Source organism: Pseudomonas sp. LBUM1646 (assembly GCF_059716165.1).
This window is the reverse complement of sequence record NZ_CP166810.1, coordinates 2997827-3013186: the sequence shown is the minus strand read 5'-3', so window position 1 is coordinate 3013186 and position 15360 is coordinate 2997827. Positions and strand designations below refer to the sequence as shown.

19 protein-coding genes are annotated in these 15360 nt (G+C 60.6%); 9 read left to right on the top strand and 10 right to left on the bottom strand.

Going from position 1 to position 15360, the window contains the following annotated elements:
* Window positions 1–75: 75 nt before the first annotated feature.
* Genes ACA071_RS13965 through ACA071_RS13955 form a run of 3 tightly spaced genes read right to left on the bottom strand, consistent with a single transcriptional unit; the run spans window position 76 to window position 3038 of the window.
* On the bottom strand, window positions 76–384 hold the full coding sequence (locus ACA071_RS13965; protein ID WP_497644881.1) for an AtuA-related protein: 309 nt from the start codon (window positions 382–384) through the stop codon (window positions 76–78).
* Entirely contained in the window at window positions 381–1745 is a 1365-nt protein-coding gene (locus ACA071_RS13960; protein WP_497644880.1) for an acyclic terpene utilization AtuA family protein, read from the bottom strand. The genes ACA071_RS13965 and ACA071_RS13960 overlap by 4 nt, the downstream gene beginning before the upstream one ends.
* Window positions 1746–3038, bottom strand: coding sequence for a CitMHS family transporter (locus ACA071_RS13955; RefSeq protein WP_497644879.1), 1293 nt, complete (start codon window positions 3036–3038; stop codon window positions 1746–1748). It abuts the gene before it with no gap.
* A gap of 131 nt (window positions 3039–3169) precedes the next feature.
* Between ACA071_RS13955 and ACA071_RS13950 the strand changes: the two genes are divergently transcribed.
* A complete protein-coding gene (locus ACA071_RS13950; RefSeq protein WP_497644878.1) occupies window positions 3170–4072 on the top strand; it encodes a LysR family transcriptional regulator in 903 nt (300 codons plus the stop codon).
* Here ACA071_RS13950 and ACA071_RS13945 read toward each other — a convergent pair.
* Window positions 4046–4993: an ABC transporter substrate-binding protein gene (locus ACA071_RS13945; protein ID WP_497644877.1), complete on the bottom strand. Its 948-nt coding sequence runs from the start codon at window positions 4991–4993 to the stop codon at window positions 4046–4048. The genes ACA071_RS13950 and ACA071_RS13945 overlap by 27 nt on opposite strands.
* Before the next feature lie 296 nt (window positions 4994–5289).
* On the opposite strand from ACA071_RS13945, the gene ACA071_RS13940 reads away from it, so the two are divergent.
* From ACA071_RS13940 to ACA071_RS13915, 6 genes are all read left to right on the top strand, one after another.
* Complete coding sequence (locus tag ACA071_RS13940; protein ID WP_497644876.1) at window positions 5290–6276, top strand: aliphatic sulfonate ABC transporter substrate-binding protein; 987 nt, start codon at window positions 5290–5292, stop codon at window positions 6274–6276.
* A gap of 108 nt (window positions 6277–6384) precedes the next feature.
* On the top strand, window positions 6385–7221 hold the full coding sequence (locus ACA071_RS13935; protein ID WP_497644875.1) for an ABC transporter permease: 837 nt from the start codon (window positions 6385–6387) through the stop codon (window positions 7219–7221).
* Window positions 7222–7224: 3 nt separating this feature from the next.
* Entirely contained in the window at window positions 7225–7938 is a 714-nt protein-coding gene (locus ACA071_RS13930) for an ABC transporter ATP-binding protein (RefSeq protein ID WP_497644874.1), read from the top strand.
* Between the two features lie 29 nt (window positions 7939–7967).
* Window positions 7968–8648 (top strand): SOS response-associated peptidase family protein, encoded by a 681-nt coding sequence (locus ACA071_RS13925; RefSeq protein ID WP_497644873.1) that lies wholly within the window; start codon window positions 7968–7970, stop codon window positions 8646–8648.
* Between the two features lie 274 nt (window positions 8649–8922).
* Complete coding sequence (locus ACA071_RS13920) at window positions 8923–9195, top strand: hypothetical protein (RefSeq protein WP_497644872.1); 273 nt, start codon at window positions 8923–8925, stop codon at window positions 9193–9195.
* Window positions 9196–9384: 189 nt separating this feature from the next.
* On the top strand, window positions 9385–9612 hold the full coding sequence (locus tag ACA071_RS13915) for a DUF6555 family protein (RefSeq protein WP_497644871.1): 228 nt from the start codon (window positions 9385–9387) through the stop codon (window positions 9610–9612).
* A gap of 82 nt (window positions 9613–9694) precedes the next feature.
* Here ACA071_RS13915 and ACA071_RS13910 read toward each other — a convergent pair whose 3' ends face one another.
* The 3 genes from ACA071_RS13910 to ACA071_RS13900 all read right to left on the bottom strand — a co-directional run bounded on the left by ACA071_RS13910 (window position 9695) and on the right by ACA071_RS13900 (window position 10924).
* Window positions 9695–9853 carry a hypothetical protein gene (locus tag ACA071_RS13910; protein WP_497644870.1) on the bottom strand — a complete coding sequence of 53 codons (159 nt, stop codon included), beginning with the start codon at window positions 9851–9853 and terminating at the stop codon, window positions 9695–9697.
* A gap of 61 nt (window positions 9854–9914) precedes the next feature.
* Window positions 9915–10226 (bottom strand): AzlD domain-containing protein, encoded by a 312-nt coding sequence (locus tag ACA071_RS13905; RefSeq protein ID WP_010455066.1) that lies wholly within the window; start codon window positions 10224–10226, stop codon window positions 9915–9917.
* Window positions 10226–10924 carry an AzlC family ABC transporter permease gene (locus tag ACA071_RS13900; RefSeq protein WP_497644869.1) on the bottom strand — a complete coding sequence of 233 codons (699 nt, stop codon included), beginning with the start codon at window positions 10922–10924 and terminating at the stop codon, window positions 10226–10228. Before ACA071_RS13900 ends, ACA071_RS13905 begins: the two co-directional genes overlap by 1 nt.
* A 160-nt stretch (window positions 10925–11084) precedes the next feature.
* Here ACA071_RS13900 and ACA071_RS13895 point away from each other — a divergent pair, with 160 nt between their 5' ends.
* Both ACA071_RS13895 and ACA071_RS13890 read left to right on the top strand, forming a co-directional pair.
* Window positions 11085–11459 (top strand): DUF2784 domain-containing protein, encoded by a 375-nt coding sequence (locus tag ACA071_RS13895; protein WP_497644868.1) that lies wholly within the window; start codon window positions 11085–11087, stop codon window positions 11457–11459.
* A 101-nt stretch (window positions 11460–11560) separates the two neighbouring features.
* Complete coding sequence (locus ACA071_RS13890; RefSeq protein WP_497644867.1) at window positions 11561–12478, top strand: LysR family transcriptional regulator; 918 nt, start codon at window positions 11561–11563, stop codon at window positions 12476–12478.
* 2 nt (window positions 12479–12480) lie between these two features.
* On the opposite strand, the gene ACA071_RS13885 is transcribed toward ACA071_RS13890, so the two are convergent.
* From ACA071_RS13885 to ACA071_RS13875, 3 genes are all read right to left on the bottom strand, one after another.
* Complete coding sequence (locus ACA071_RS13885) at window positions 12481–14058, bottom strand: sensor domain-containing diguanylate cyclase (RefSeq protein WP_497644866.1); 1578 nt, start codon at window positions 14056–14058, stop codon at window positions 12481–12483.
* Between the two features lie 85 nt (window positions 14059–14143).
* The gene (locus ACA071_RS13880) at window positions 14144–14560 is read right to left on the bottom strand and encodes a hypothetical protein (protein WP_497644865.1); all 417 of its coding nucleotides are present in this window, start codon (window positions 14558–14560) and stop codon (window positions 14144–14146) included.
* 111 nt (window positions 14561–14671) lie between these two features.
* Window positions 14672–15199 (bottom strand): DUF3087 domain-containing protein, encoded by a 528-nt coding sequence (locus ACA071_RS13875; protein ID WP_497644864.1) that lies wholly within the window; start codon window positions 15197–15199, stop codon window positions 14672–14674.
* Window positions 15200–15360: the final 161 nt, after the last annotated feature.

The following is a 15360-nucleotide window of genomic DNA, read 5'->3' as shown; positions in this document are numbered from 1 at the left end:
GGCCCGCATGTCGCTGCGGGCTCAGGTTGGATAGGGTTACACAGTTTTGGTTCAAGTGCCGCTATCTCGGGCGTTTCATAGTTCCAGATCGAGTAAAGCCGCCCCGAGCGCCTTGCCGTGGGCATCGAGGGCCAGGGACCGGGTGACGCCGCCGCGCAGAATGCCGGGCAAGACAAAATTAAGCGCATGGACGTTGGGCAACTCGTAGCGGCGCAGCGGCGGACCTTGCAGGTCCAGCAGCTCGGCGAAATGCGCGGTGACTCGCTCAACCGTCAGCCATTCGCACAAACGCGGGTAGTCCTCGGCGCGGAAGGCAATCACCGAGATGTTTGAAGTATCGCCCTTGTCGCCCGTTCGGGAATGGGCCAGTTCACGCAGTTTCATGCCACGTCCTCCGAATGAATCTGCAAGGTGACGGCTTCACGCGGCAGTAACAGCGAAGCCACCGCCACGACCTGGCGCACCGATTTGCTGGCCCCGCCACCGCCATAAGGGCCGTTGGTGTAGAGGGTTTCCACTTCATTGCCGATGCGCAGCGCTTCGCCGCGATCGGCGCAACGGGCCGCCACCCGCAGGCGCACTTCCCAAGGTTCGCTGTCCGTTCGGGAGCCCAGTTCAGTACCGTGCAAGGCATCGACGCCGATCAGCTCGGCGCGGATTTCCTCAAACTCGACGCCGGTCAGCTTCAAACGTTCCAGCACCACTTCACGGGCCAATCGCCCTCGCGCCAGCGCGCCCGGTCCGCCATAGGAAATCTGGCCCTCGCCGATCCAACCGTCGAGATAACCCACCGACACCTTCAAGGATGACGGTCGCGTCCGGCCGTCAGCGCCCTGGGCCAGCACCTGATCCACACCTTGAACCGTGAACGACACACCGGAAAAATCAGCGCTGACATCCGGCGTGAGGTAAGCCGCCGGGTCATGCACTTCGTAGATCATCTGCTCGGTGCAGGTTGCGGTATCGATGCGCCCGCCGGAACCGGCGACCTTGCTGATCACCGCGCGCCCGGTAGCATCCACTTCGGCCAACGGAAACCCCAGGCGTGCCAGGTCCGGCACATCCTTGAACCCCGGATCGGCAAAGTAGCCACCGCTGATCTGCCCGGCACATTCGAGCAAATGCCCGACCAACGTACCGCGTCCCAGCAGCGGCCAATCGTCCGCCGCCCAGCCGAACTCGAACATCTGCGGCGCGAGAAACAGCGAGGGATCCGCCACGCGACCGGTAATGATCACGTCGGCATCGGCCTGCAACGCCTCGATGATGCCGTCCACGCCGAGGTAGGCATTGGCCGAAATCAGGCGCTCGCCCAGGGACGCCAAGGTCTTGCCGTTATCCAGAATCTGCGACGGATCGACCAGCAGCGTTGCCAGCACATCGTCACCGCTGAGCGCGACTACTTTGAGTCCCGACAAACCCAGCTCCCCGGCGATCCGCCGCACTTCCTGCGCCGCCGCCAAAGGGTTGGCCGCGCCCATGTTGGTGATCACCCGTAAACGTCGGCGCTGACCATCGACGCCACGCCCGACAAAGGGCAATACCCGGCGCATGCGTTCGCCCAACAGCGGGTCGAAGCCTGCTTGCGGATCGAGAAGACGCGCCTGTTGCGCCAGGGCAATGGTGCGTTCGGCCAGGCATTCGAATACCAGATAATCCAAGTCGCCGTGCTCGGCCAGTTCGATGGCCGGCTCAATGCGGTCGCCGGAGTAACCGGCACCGGAACCGATGCGTAAGGTTTTCATTCAAAAGACTCCAAAGAGCAGCGCAGTCAGGGTCATGAGCACCGAGGCGGCGAACAGAAACGGGATGGTGAAGCGCTGGTGATCCGCCAACTCGATCTTGCACAAGCCCACCAGCAGGAAGGTTGCCGGGGTCAGCGGGCTGACCGGGAACCCGGTGGTGTGCACGCCCAGCAGTGACGCTTGGGCCACTTGCAGCGGATCGACGCCCAGGGCGCGGCCGACTTCGGCCACCACCGGCATGATGCCGAAGTAGAAAGAGTCGGGATCGAACAGCAGACTCAGGGGCATGGAGATAAAACCCACCACCATCGGAATCAACTTGCCGTGCCCGGCGGGAATCTGCGCCACGGCGACCTCGGCCATGGCCTTGAGCATGCCGCTGCCCTGCATGATCCCGGTGAACACCCCGGCAGCCAGAAGAATGCTGGCCATCGTCAGCGCGGTTTTCGCATGGGCGTCGATGCGTGCCCGTTGCGCGTCAACATTGGGGTAGTTGATGCACAAGGCGAGCACCGTGCCGAGCATGAACATCACCACCGGGTCGACGACCCCGGCAATCATCACGCCCATCACCACCACCGTCAGCACCAGGTTGAGCCAGAACAGCCGTGGTTTGCGCAGGGCGACCTCGGCCTCGGTCAACACCCGTTGCGGCATTACGTCCACCGCGGCCCCGGCACCCAGGCCCAGGCGTTTTTCTTCGCGGCGACCGAGGAACCAGGCGCAGGTGAAGACGAAGATCAGACCGACGATTTGCACCGGGATCAGCGGTTGAAACAGGTCAGCCACCGGCACATGCAACGCCGCCGAGGAACGCAGCACCGGGCCGGTCCAGGGCAGGAAGTTGACCCCGGCCGCCATCGCCGTGACGCAGGCGAGAATGCGTTTATCCATGCCGAGGCGCGTGTACAACGGCAGCATGGCCGGAATGGTCACCAGAAAAGTCACCGCACCGGAACCGTCCAGGTGCACCAGCAACGCCAACAGCGCGGTGCCTATGACGATACGCGTGGGGCGGGTGCCGACTCGTTTGAGGATGCGGTCGATGATCGGGTCGAGCATGCCGGCGTCGGTCATCACGCCGAAGAACAGAATCGCGAACACGAACATCCCGACCACCGGGGCGACGTTCTTGATCCCGGTAACGATGAAAGCGCTGGTTTGCAGACCGAAGCCACCGAGCAGCGCGGCGATGATCGGCAAGGCGATCAGGGCCACCAGGGGCGAAAGACGTTTGCTCATCACAGCAACGAGCAAACAGAGAATGGTGATGACACCGAGTGTGGCAAGCATGGGCAGTTCCTGTTCGGCATTTCTGCTCGCGACGGCGATGAAATGCGCTGTTGTTGTTTTCACCGAGTATTGGAATTGCAGGTAATCTTTGTAAATTGAAATGTTCGGCAGCCTGCATTCGGAAAAACAAAATGAAAAACTCGATCCAGCACATCCGCGCCTTCCTCGTCGTGGCGCAAACCGGCAACTTCGCCAAAGCGGCAGTGGCGCTGAACCTCTCGCCGTCGGCCCTGACCGTGCAGATTCAACAACTGGAAGACTGGCTCGGCGTCGCCCTGCTGGAACGCAGCCCCCGGCATGTTGCGCTGACCAGTGCCGGGCAAAGTGCGCTGTTGCCCATGGAGAAGTTGTTGCTGGATCTGGACAACATCGTCAGCGCCTCGCGGGATCTGGCGTCGTTGCGCCGGGGCGTGGTCACTATCGCTGCCCTGCCGTCGATGTGCGCCGCTGCCCTGCCACCGCTGTTGAAGCGGTTTCGCGAGCAATTTCCGGGGGTCGAAGTGCGGCTGCGGGACGTTGTGGCGCAACGCATTGATGCGCTAGTGCGCGACGGCGAGGTGGACTTCGGCCTGGGCGTGCGGGCGCGGATGAGCCATGGGCTGGAGTTTCAGACGGTATTGGAAGATCGGCTGTGCCTGTTCATCCCCACCGACCACCCGCTGGCGCGGCGGCGCTCGGTCAAACTGAGCGAACTGACGGATCAACCGATCATCCTCACCGGGCGCGACAGCAGCGTGCGGGAGTTGGTGGAGCAACTATTCGCCGACGCACAACTGCCGTTATCGCCAGGGCTGGAAGCCAATTACATGTCGACGGTGCTGGCGCTGGTGCGCCAGGGGTTGGGCGTGAGCCTGCTGCCCGAATCAGCCGATGACGGCCGTGATGATTTGGTTAAGGTGCCGGTGGATCATCCGGGCGTCACCCGCCAGATCGGCCTGATCACCCGCACCGGTCAGGCCATGGCGCCGGCAGCACAGCGCTTTATCGACATGCTGCAGGACGACACCTTACTCAGCCAGGGACTTCTGGAATGAATGGTCGATGATCGGCGCCGTGGCCAATGCCGCCGGCAGTGCCTTGACCTTGAACAGGAAGTCCGCAGTGCTCTGCAAATCCGTGGCGGCTTGCTGATCGACCGGGCCGACGGTCATGTGGGCCTGGCGTAACCAATGACGGGAAACGTCCTGGTCGAGGTTGGCTTTCTTGGCCCAGAGGTCGGCGTATTCGTCGGTGTGGTTGTCGACCCAGGCCCGAGCCTTCTTCAGGCGCCCGAGGAAGTCGGCGATGGCTTCGCGCTTGCTGTCGATGGAAGGTGTTGAGGCGGCAATCGCGCTGAGGCCGGGCATCAGGTTCTTGGCGGTAAGAATCGGCCGGGCGCCGGAGAACAGAATCTGTTGCGAGATGTATGGTTCCCAGACCGGGAACGCGTCGATGCTGCCCTGGGGCAATGCTGCCGCCGCGTCGATTGGCATCAGTTTGATGAAGTCGACGTAGTTCTCCGGCAGGTTGGCGCTCTCCAGGGCGCGTAAGGTCAATTGCTGGCTCCAGGCACCGGGCCAATAAGCGACTTTTTTGCCCTTGAGGTCGGCGATGGTTTTGACCGGGGAATCCTTCGGTACCAGCAACGCGATGGTGTCCGGGTTTTGCCGCGACACGCCAATCAGCTTCACCGGGGCCTGTTTCGCGGCGAGGAACAGAAAGCCCGAATCACCGAGAAAGCCCAGGTCCAGTGCGCCGGTGTTCAGCGCTTCAGCCAGTGGCGCGGCGGCCTGGAAGTGTTTCCAGTCCACCGTGTAAAGCGCCCCTTCCAACACACCCGAGGCCTCCACCGAGGCGCGGACGTTGTAGTAGTTCTGGTCGCCGACGTGCAGGACAACGGGTTCGGTGGCGTAGGCAAACGGTGCGGCAAATAACGCGCACGTCAACAGACTGCGCAGGGATCGGGACAGGTTCATCGGAGGCTCCGGGGGTGTTATTCCGATAGACCATAACGCTCTTATCGCAAGCTTTTTAAATTCTATTTATGCATAAGCTCATGACCGGTAAAGCGCGGTGTTTGCCCAGCAACAGCGGCGCAACAGACTGTTTCGCTGGGCACATCGATTTGTCCCTCCAAGCTCCGCAAAGCCCCGGAAACCGGTGAAACCCACAACATGGCACAGAGCCTGCAATATTCCTTTTATGCAGGAAGCATTCATACAAACCGCTTATTAGGACATAAGAATCCCGTTGCCTTGCCGGAGTTGCCCCCATGAGTTCCCTCTTCCGTTTCCCCAAAGCCAGGCACCTGATCAGCGCCGTCGCCATCGCCTTGAGCTTGCAACCCCTGGCCCAGGCTGCCGAAACCACACCGGCCGAAGTGCATCTGGATTACGCCTATTACTCGCCGGTCAGCCTGGTGCTCAAGCACTTCGGTTTCCTGGAAAAAGCCCTGCCCCAGACCAAGGTCGGCTGGGTGCTGAGCCAGGGCAGTAACCGCTCGTTGGAATACCTCAACAGCGGCGGCGTCGATTTTGCGTCCTCCGCCAGCCTCGCCGCCGTGTTGAGCCGGGCCAATGGCAGCCCGATCAAGTCGGTGTACGTTTACAGCCGCGCCGAGTGGACCGCGCTGGTGGTGCGCAAGGATTCGCCCTACAAGACCGTGGCCGACCTGAAAGGCAAGAAAATCGCCGCCACCAAAGGCACCGACCCGTACCTGTTTACCCTGCGCAGCCTGCAACAGGCCGGCCTGAGCAAGGACGACGTGGAACTGGTGCACCTGCAACATCCGGACGGTCGCACCGCGTTGGAAAAAGGTGACGTCGACGCCTGGGCCGGGCTCGATCCGCACATGGCCGCGAGCCAGATCCAGGCCGGTTCGCGATTGCTCTATCGCAACACCAACTTCAACAGTTACGGGGTGGTCAGCGTCACTGACAGCTACGCCAAGGAACACCCGAAAACCATCGAAACCGTGCTCAACGCCTATGAGCAGGCGCGGGAATGGGCGGTTAAAAACCCGGAAGAACTGGCGAAACTGCTTGCCACCGAGTCCGGCCTGCCGCTGGAAGTGGCCAAGTTGCAATTGTCGCGCACCGACTTGAGCAGCCCGCAATTGACCGCTAAGGATGTGATTGCCTCCAAAGCTGCGGCGCCGATTCTGGTGTCTGAGGAACTGGTTCGCAAAGGGGTTAACGTCGACCACGTCATTGATCAACTGATCGACACAGGCTTCAAGGAAACCGTGGCCCGTCAATAAAGCAAAAGCAAAAGATCGCAGCCTTCGGCAGCTCCTACAGGGAACCGCATATCCCACTGTAGGAGCTGCCGAAGGCTGCGATCTTTTGATCTTGGCCTGGAGAAACCCATGACCAGCAAAAGCAAAATCCTCCACACACCCGTGGCATTGCCCGCACCCCGTCGCCTCAGCAACGCCTGGAAACTGCGCCTCAAAGGCCTGGCCCTGCCCGTGTTGATCATCCTGATACTGGAATTGGTCGTCCGCCTCGGCTGGCTCCCCTCCTACCAGATGCCCGCACCCAGCGAAGTCGCCCTGACCCTCGGCGATCTGGCCGAAGGTGCGCTGTGGAAGCACATCAGCGCCAGTCTTTTGCGGGTGCTGCTGGGGTTCGCCATCGGCGCCAGCCTGGCCCTGGTGTTTGCCGCGTGGGTCGGCTTGAGCCGCGAAGCAGAAGCGTATCTGGAACCGACGTTCGCCGGCCTGCGCTCGATTCCGAGCCTGGCCTGGGTGCCGCTGTTGCTGTTGTGGCTGGGCATCGACGAAACCTCGAAAATTGTCCTGATCGCCATCGGCGCATTCTTCCCGGTGTACCTCAACGGCGTCGCGGCGATCCGCGACATCGACCGCAAACTGGTGGAAGTCGGGCAGATGTACGGTTTCAGTCGTGCTCGACTGGTGCGACGAATTCTGTTGCCCGCCGCCCTGCCCGGCCTGTTCACCGGGTTGCGCAGCGGCATGAGCCTGGCCTGGATGTTCCTGGTGGCGGCCGAACTGATCGCCGCGACCAAGGGCCTTGGTTATCTACTCAGCGACGGCCGCGAAACCTCGCGCCCGGACATCGTGCTCGCCGCGATCATCGTGCTGGCGGTGCTGGGCAAACTCAGCGACGGCATTCTCGCCAGCCTGGAGAAACGCTTCCTGGCCTGGCGCGACACTTTCAACGGCCAAAGCGCAGAGGATTGAGCCATGAGCGAACACCTGCTGGACATTCACGTTGAGCGCAAAACCTTCGCCACCACGACGGTGCTCAACAATATCCATCTGCAATTGAAACCCCGGGAAACTGTCAGCCTGCTCGGCCCCAGCGGTTGCGGCAAAAGCACTTTGCTGCGGATCGTTGCCGGGCTGGAAAAGGACTTTCAGGGCGAACTAAAAAACTATGCCGGTGAAGTAGCGTTCGTGTTTCAGGAACCGCGCCTGATGCCGTGGCTGACGGTGGAACAGAACATCGGTTTCAGCGCCGACAGCCGTTACGACAAAGCCTGGGTGGCGCAATTGATCGAAGAAGTCGGCCTCGGCGGTTTTGCCCAGGCGCTGCCCAAGGCCTTGTCCGGTGGCATGGCGCAACGGGTGGCCATCGCTCGCGGCCTGTATTCGCGCCCACAGGTGCTGTTGCTGGATGAACCGTTCAGCGCGGTAGACGCTTTCACCCGAATGAAACTCCAGGACCTGCTGCTGCAACTGGCCGAGCGCCACGCCATCGCCCTGCTGCTGGTGACCCACGATGTCGATGAAGCGCTGTACCTGAGCGACCGGGTGCTGGTGATGGACAATCGGCCGAGCAGCATTCGTCAGGAACTGGCGGTGGACCTGGCGCATCCCCGTGATCGTCGCGATCCGTTGCTGGCGCAGCTCAAGGCCTTGTCGCTGACCGAGTTGCAGCGGGCTCACGTCATCTAAGCTGAAATCTCCGGTTGGAGGTTTTGCCCATGTGCGGACGGCTGTCGCAGTACCGAGGCATTCACGATTTCGTGGCGGTGTTGAGTATCCCCGACGCGCTGATCAACCACGTCGGCGATGAGCCGTTAGCTCGCTACAACGCTGCGCCGACCACCCAACTGGCGCTGTTTCATCTGCAAAGCGATGGCCTGCACGCCGACAACGTGCGCTGGGGTTGGCGGCCGCACTGGGCGAAGGATCGCGCCGCGCCGATCAACGCCCGGGCCGAGAAAGTCGCCCACGATCCGTTCTTCCGGGCGATCTGGCCGCACCGGGCCATTTGCCCGATTGATAACTGGTTTGAATGGGTCGATGCCGGCGATTCAACGCGCCAACCGTGGCTGATCCGCCACCGCGACCGGACGCCGATCTACTGCGCGGCGATCGGTCAGTTTCCGGTCGCGGGTGCCGAGCCTCGGGACGACGACGGTTTTGTGATCATCACCGCCGACGCCGCAGGCGGCCTGCTCGACGTCCACGACCGGCGACCAGTGGTGTTGTCGGCGGAGCTGGCCCGGGAATGGCTCGACCCGGCCACTCCCAGGGAGCGCGCTGAACAACTGGTGTTGTTGCAGGGTGAAACCAGCGACAGTTTCCAATGGCACAGGGTGGGCAAAGCGGTGGGCAATGTTCGAAACCAGGGCGCCACGTTGATTGACGAGGTGCCTTGAAAGTTATCCAGCACGCCTGAGTACCCTTACTAATAAGTTGCCTATATAAACAGGAAACTCAAACGTTACATTAAGTGTTTCAGGCACGAGACACTTATATAACTGCGACTGTTTGACACATAACCGCCGGTCTGACATTTCAACCGTCATACATACATTTAACAGGACTACAGATAGCATGCGCGCCGCATTTCCATAAGCATGCCCAGTTGACCAAAGAGTCAACAACCTCAGGAAATCCCTACAACTTTTACACACCTTGCAGAGAAATAAGTTGCGCGACGATTTTGCAATCAAACAAGTCGATGGGCTGGAGTGTGTCTATCTGTCAATGACAGAACACTTGCAACTCGACTGCTTTATCGGCCATTACATAAAGACTCGAAACCTGCACGCGGTCGCCCATATCGAACGCATTCTGCGCGCCACGCTGCAACGCTATCCGGGCAAGCCGCCCGTGATGGTGAATGAAGTCAACGCCTGGATCGACAAGACCCTCGGTTATCGCGCCGCCCACCCCGACTTCCCACAGTTGGAAGACGCCTGAAGCAACGCTTGCAGGCCACTCGGCAGAAGAACTGAACGAACCCGCCGTGTAAACGCTCTGAATACTGAGGCCGAACTGGCCTCTTGTTTTTCAGGCGCCCTGTTTCTGCATGACGCTTGCACCGCAGACCTCTCAGAATTCCCTGTTCACCGACTAAGCCGATGGCCTGGCTGGCTCCAAAAGGAATACATGAGCGAACTTGTCCCTTATGCCGTGCATTACCTGCTCGGTGGTGTGCGACAACACTTTTTCAAACTGGCGGTGGGGTTTTCCGATGTGGAAGCCATCCATTCGGCTTCTGCTCACGCCTATCCCGAATCCGAGCGCAAGATTGCCTTACACGCGAGCCTCGAAACGGCGCGCGATAAAGCTCAGCAATTGGGTATTACGCAGATTCGCTGGAATGAGGCGATTTAAGGCATCGGTGCAAAAAAGATCGCAGCCTTCGGCAGCGCCCACAGGCGCGTAGGCTGCAATCTTTTGATCTTGTCTTTTGATCTTAAGGTTTAAGCGGAATTTCTACATCGCGGTCGGACAGCTCTTTACCATCATCGGGATGCTTCCAGTCCGGCATCGAGCGCCGTTGCCGCTCAATCTCCTCATCGCTCGGCTCATCCGTGTCTTCATCCAGGTCCGGCTGCTTGGGTTCGGTTGTCATGTCCACCTCTCTTCCTGAAGGGATATCAACTTTAAGCGTAGAACACTTCCACCCGCCCGGCTCACAGCCACCAGCGCAGCAAAAAGAAGAAGCCCATGCTCAACAGCATGCTGAGCAGCGTATTGCGCGTGTAGAGCACCAACCCCACCGCCACCAGCGAACTGATCAAGTAAGGGTTGTCCCATTGCAGGTTCAGTTGTTTGTCGGGCATGAACACAATCGGCCCGCAAATCGCCGTGAGCATGCCCGGCACCGCGAACCCGAGAAATTGCCGCGCATTGCTGCTCAACCGCAGCGGTAATCGCGGTTCGAGAAACACGTAGCGGTTCAAAAACACCAGCACGCCCATGCCGATAATCACTGCCCAAACGATCATGTGCGCTCCAGATACAGCTTGTTGCAGATAAATCCGGCGGTCATGCCCGCCAGCCCCGACAGCACCAGGGCCGAGCCCCACTGCCAATAGCTGAACAGCACCGAACAGAACAGCGACACCGCCACGCAGACCACCGTCGGCACATTGCGCACCACCGGGGTGATCAGCGCGATAAAAGTCGCGGCGATGGAGAAGTCGAGCCCCAGATGTTCCAGCCCCGGAATGCTGCTGCCCAACACGATGCCGGCCAGGGTGAACAGGTTCCAGGCGATGTAGAACGTCAGCCCCACGCCCAGGGCGTACCAGCGATTGAACTGCTGCTTGTCATGTTGACTGGTCAGGGCGAACAGCTCATCGGTCAGCAAAAAGCCCAGGCCCACCCGCCAACGACCCGGTAACGGTGAAATCACCGAACGCAGGCTCATCCCGTAGAGCAAATGCTGGGAGGTCAGGAGCAGCGTGGTCAGCAGAATCGAAAAAATCCCCGCCCCGCCCTTGAGCATGCCAATCGCCACCAGTTGCGCGGCGCCGGCAAACACGATGCTCGACAACCCCTGGCCTTGCAGCGGCGTGAGGTTGGCCTCAATGGCCATGGAGCCGGCCAACAAGCCCCAGGGCGCGGTGGCCAGGGACAACGGCATGATCGCTGCCGCGCCGCGAAGAAAGGCAGCGCGCGGCATGAGTGAGTTCGACATAACGCTCTTGACCTGTGGAAAGACCGCCGACTGTGCCAGCAGACGCGGCCGAAGGCTTGAACAATCTTGCGCACTTGTGGCCGTCGCACTGAATTGATAGAGCGCAGGCCACCGGCCCGAGTAACATGGCGCCATTCACTTGAAGAGTCAGGGAGTCGACATGCTTTACCGAATCGCCGCCGACGGGCTGGTGCTGTTTCACTTGTTGTTCATTCTGTTCGTGCTGTTCGGCGGGCTGCTGGTGCTCAAATGGCGCCCCCTGATCTGGTGGCACCTGCCCGCCGCTGCCTGGGGCGTGATCGTGGAAGTGTTTCACCTGACCTGCCCGCTGACCTATTGGGAAAACCTGATGCGCGAGGCGGCCGGGCAAACCGTTTATGGCGGCGGTTTCATCGAGCATTACGTGTTGCCGGTCATTTACCCGGCCGGGCTGACCCCGGCGATTCAGCTGGGGTTGGGCAGCGTGGTGCTGGCGGTGAACCTGTTGGTTTATGTGCGGTTGATTCGGTTGTGGAAGTTGCGTCGGACCGCTTGAAACCGCTAAAAGATCGCAGCCTTCGGCAGCTCCTACAGGTGTACGCGGTACCGTGCAGGAGCTGCCGAAGGCTGCGATCTTTTGATCTTCGAGGATCTGAAATGCTGTCGATTGAAGACCTGGCCCTGCTCCAAGCCATCCGCGAAACCGGCAGCCTGTCACGCGCCGCCGCGTATTTGGGCAAGGCGCCTTCAACCGTCTCCTACGCCGCGCGGCAACTGGAAGAACGCTTCGATGCCCTGCTGTTCGATCGCCGTCGCTACCGCTTGCAGCTCACGGCGGCCGGCGAGTTGCTGGTGAACGAGGCTGCGCGGCTGATGCAGGACGTGTCCCGGCTGACCCAACGCGTCCAGCAAGTGGCCAACGGCTGGGAGAGTCGGCTGTGGATCGTCACCGATGAACTGCTGGAGTTCGACACGTTTATCCCGGTAATTCACGAGTTCGACGCGCTGGAATCCGGCGTGCCGTTGCGCATCACCCAGGAAGTGCTCAAAGGCGTCTGGGAAGCCCTGCGTGAAGGTCGCGCCGACCTGATCATCGGCGCCACCAACGAGCCACCGGCCATTGCGTCGTTACGCTGGATGCAGCTGGGGGAAATGGAATGGGTGTTCGCCGTCGCACCCAAACACCCGCTGGCCAAGGCCAAGGAACCGATTTCCCGAGCGCAGGTGACACAGCATCGGGCGATTGTCGTGGCCGATTCCTCCCGTGCCAGCGAAGGCAGCACCTATGGAGTTTCCGGCGGGCAACCGGTGCTAGCGGTGCCAACCATGCGTGCCAAGATCCTCGCCCAGTGCGACGGCTTGGGCGTGGGCTGGTTGCCCCGGCATCGCGTCGGCTCGCTACTGAACAACGGCACACTGGTTGAAAAACAGATGGCAGACCCGCGCGAGCCGAACATTCTCTATGCCGGTTGGCGTGGAGACCACGACGGCCGCGCCCTGGGTTGGTGGCTGGAAAAGCTCAAGCAACCCTGGCTCGCCAGCAAACTCGTCCAGGGCAGTGACCGCTTTGTCTGAATTCAGTTGGCAATGACGCTCATGTTCCGGCCGCTGGCCTTGGCCACGTACAACGCCTTGTCGGCCGCACTGACCAAGTCGTCGGGACTGGCTTGCGAGGCCGGATCATAGGCGCAGACACCCAGGCTGACCGTCACCATGCCTTCAGCACTTTCACTGTGCTCCATGCCCGCCAACTGCACCGCACGGCGGATTTTTTCCGCCACCAGGAAGGCCCCGACATAGTCAGTGCCGGGCAGCACCACCGCAAACTCTTCCCCGCCATAGCGCACGGCCAGATCGCCGGGGCGCTTGATGTTTTGCGTGATGATCGCGCTGATCTTGCGCAAACACACATCGCCGGCCACATGCCCGTAGTGATCGTTGAACAGTTTGAAGTGATCGACATCGATCATCAGCAGTGCAAGGCCCGTCTGGCTGCGCCGTGCACGCCCCATCTCCGCCACCATGAACACATCGAATTGCCGCCGGTTGGCCAGCCCCGTCAACGCGTCTTCCAACGCCAACAACTCAAGGCTGCGATTGACCTCAAGGAGTTTTTCCTGGGCGTCCAGCAATACGCTTTGAATGTGATTCTGCTGTTTCATCACGCGAATGAGCCGATAACCGAGTACGCCGAGGAACCCGAGCAGCAAGGCCACGATAACCGCACTGTTCAACGATTGCTCGCGCCAGCCGGCCAGGACTTCTTCCTTGTTAAGGGCCGCGAAAACGATCAGCGGATAACCCTCGACCCGTCGAAACCCCACCACCCGCTCGACACCATCCACGTACGACTTGACCATTGCCGTGCCGAAATTGCCCTTGGGCAGCAATTGGGTGAACAGCGGCCCCTTGGCGACACTAGTGCCGACTTCAGCTTCGTTGAACGGTCGACGCACAACGATGGTGGCATTGTTGGCGATCAGGTTGATCACGCCGTTCTCGCCCATGTCGATGCTGTTGTACAAATCCAGAAAGTGGTTGAGATAGATCGTTGCCAACGCCACGCCGGCGAAACTGCCGTCGGGATGATTGATCCTGCGCGACACGGTCATGATCCATTCGCCGGTCGAACGACTCTTTATCGACGGGCCGATATGCGGGCCACGGTCGGGATGGTCTCGATGAAAAATGAAGTATTCACGGTCGGCGTTGTTGGCATTGGGCGCGGCGGGGCCATTGGAATTGACGACCCAGCCGCCCTTTTCATCGTAGATGAACAAACCGTGAATCTGCGCCAGTTCACTGCGTTGGGCGCTGAGCAACTGTTGCAAGCGCAGGAGTTGCGCCTGGCCCATGCCGTCCTTTTCGAGGAGATCGACCAGGGTAAAAAGCAACGTGTCGGCCTGTTTGATCGTTGACTGCGCCTGGGAGGCCAGGGTCTGCGCCAGGTTGGACATCGCCACTTCTTTGTCATGCAAGTGGTAATGGCGCGAGTTCCAGGACTCCCAGATCGCAACGGCGGTCATCGACAGACACACCGCCAGCAGCAGAACCACCGCATAACGAACCTTGAGCTTTGCTTCGACTTGCTCGGCCAGCAACGCTGCGCCAGGCTGAAGGGCCTCGATATGAACCTTTACGGCCGGATGTCCCATGACGTTCCCTAGATGCTGATGAAGAGGCGATGCTTCCTGATCGCTTCTTGGGTCAAATGACCGCTTCACTATGCCTGATCATGGATCAGATTAGCTGATGGCGTGCTTTCAGTGCCCAAACCGTCAGCGCGATCCCGAAAACCGACGGCAACGTCACTGCCGCAAAATCCACCCGCAACGCCTCCGGCCCACAGACCCCGGCGGCGACTTCCCAGAAGTGAAACAGGGCATGGGCGGTCAGCCAGATCGCTGCCGACGCCCAGAGCAGCACCCGGTGAGTCGGGCTCACGCCACCACCGACGAACGCGGCGCCAATGGCCACGTAGAGCAAACCGATGTCGCGGATGAAATGCTGGTTGAACAGCCCGGTGCGTTCGACACCGGGCACGGCGGTGTACCACAACGACGGGTTGATCAGCATGAACACGCCGTTGACGGCCATGGCCACGCCCAGCACGGCGGCGAAGATCAGGATCGGAGCGTGAAAGCGTGTCGCGGTCATGAGCGTTTCCTTGCCGGTGTCAGGTTCCCTGTTCGGGGAGTGACCTTCAGCCTAGGCGCCAGTGCCGCGAAACCCTAGATCCAATACTGCGGATTCCGCCCACACCACCGTTTAGCGCGGCGTCTGCTTCAGCGCCGCAAGCCACTCTGGATTCAATCGCGTCTGCTCGGTGTCGAGGCCCAACGCTTCCATCCGCGCCTTGTGCTGGTCCATTTCGCGGGTCAACTGGCTGTGGTCGCTGGAGTTGGCGTCCAGCTCGTGCATCTGGCTCAAGCCCAAATGGTAGAAACGCAGCAGTTTCATGGCGCTCGGATCCTCCTTCTCGACCGCCGCCGTCACCTGATGCATGACATTGGTGACGCTCATCAGGCTGCGCTTGAGCCGCCAGCCGTAAACTGCCGGTGCCATCCACTCTTCGTTCCAGAACCGGCCGCGCATCAGCGCCGCCATCAGCAACACCGCGACAAACACGCCGCCGACGTTAAACCGCAGGTTGTCGCCACCCGGTTCGCCGAACAACGCCACTGCCACGGTCGACAGCACCATCGCCAGCGCCAGGAAAATCAGGGCGATGATCACCGTGCTGCGCCGGGTCTGGCGTCGAAAGGTTTCGGCATTCATTGGCTGGATTTCGAACATCTTGGCGGGGTTCCCTGCATCAATGGTAAAAGGCTCAGTGAGCGAAAAGAGTGCGCGCATTATCGCCTCTGCGGGGGATTTAGCTATGCTGGGGCTCCTTATCATCTTTTCATCGTCAAACGGGGAACATGGCGAGACTGCGCAGTTCGTGCCATCTTCTT

Coding starts and splice junctions, on each gene's coding strand:
- ACA071_RS13885 (WP_497644866.1), bottom strand. CDS start 14,058: ATGGGACATCCGGCCGTAAAGGTTCATATCGAGGCCCTTCAGCCTGGC.
- ACA071_RS13915 (WP_497644871.1), top strand. CDS start 9,385: ATGAGCGAACTTGTCCCTTATGCCGTGCATTACCTGCTCGGTGGTGTG.
- ACA071_RS13945 (WP_497644877.1), bottom strand. CDS start 4,993: ATGAACCTGTCCCGATCCCTGCGCAGTCTGTTGACGTGCGCGTTATTT.
- ACA071_RS13950 (WP_497644878.1), top strand. CDS start 3,170: ATGAAAAACTCGATCCAGCACATCCGCGCCTTCCTCGTCGTGGCGCAA.
- ACA071_RS13925 (WP_497644873.1), top strand. CDS start 7,968: ATGTGCGGACGGCTGTCGCAGTACCGAGGCATTCACGATTTCGTGGCG.
- ACA071_RS13940 (WP_497644876.1), top strand. CDS start 5,290: ATGAGTTCCCTCTTCCGTTTCCCCAAAGCCAGGCACCTGATCAGCGCC.
- ACA071_RS13965 (WP_497644881.1), bottom strand. CDS start 384: ATGAAACTGCGTGAACTGGCCCATTCCCGAACGGGCGACAAGGGCGAT.
- ACA071_RS13935 (WP_497644875.1), top strand. CDS start 6,385: ATGACCAGCAAAAGCAAAATCCTCCACACACCCGTGGCATTGCCCGCA.
- ACA071_RS13900 (WP_497644869.1), bottom strand. CDS start 10,924: ATGTCGAACTCACTCATGCCGCGCGCTGCCTTTCTTCGCGGCGCGGCA.
- ACA071_RS13890 (WP_497644867.1), top strand. CDS start 11,561: ATGCTGTCGATTGAAGACCTGGCCCTGCTCCAAGCCATCCGCGAAACC.
- ACA071_RS13955 (WP_497644879.1), bottom strand. CDS start 3,038: ATGCTTGCCACACTCGGTGTCATCACCATTCTCTGTTTGCTCGTTGCT.
- ACA071_RS13910 (WP_497644870.1), bottom strand. CDS start 9,853: ATGACAACCGAACCCAAGCAGCCGGACCTGGATGAAGACACGGATGAG.
- ACA071_RS13960 (WP_497644880.1), bottom strand. CDS start 1,745: ATGAAAACCTTACGCATCGGTTCCGGTGCCGGTTACTCCGGCGACCGC.
- ACA071_RS13895 (WP_497644868.1), top strand. CDS start 11,085: ATGCTTTACCGAATCGCCGCCGACGGGCTGGTGCTGTTTCACTTGTTG.
- ACA071_RS13880 (WP_497644865.1), bottom strand. CDS start 14,560: ATGACCGCGACACGCTTTCACGCTCCGATCCTGATCTTCGCCGCCGTG.
- ACA071_RS13875 (WP_497644864.1), bottom strand. CDS start 15,199: ATGTTCGAAATCCAGCCAATGAATGCCGAAACCTTTCGACGCCAGACC.
- ACA071_RS13930 (WP_497644874.1), top strand. CDS start 7,225: ATGAGCGAACACCTGCTGGACATTCACGTTGAGCGCAAAACCTTCGCC.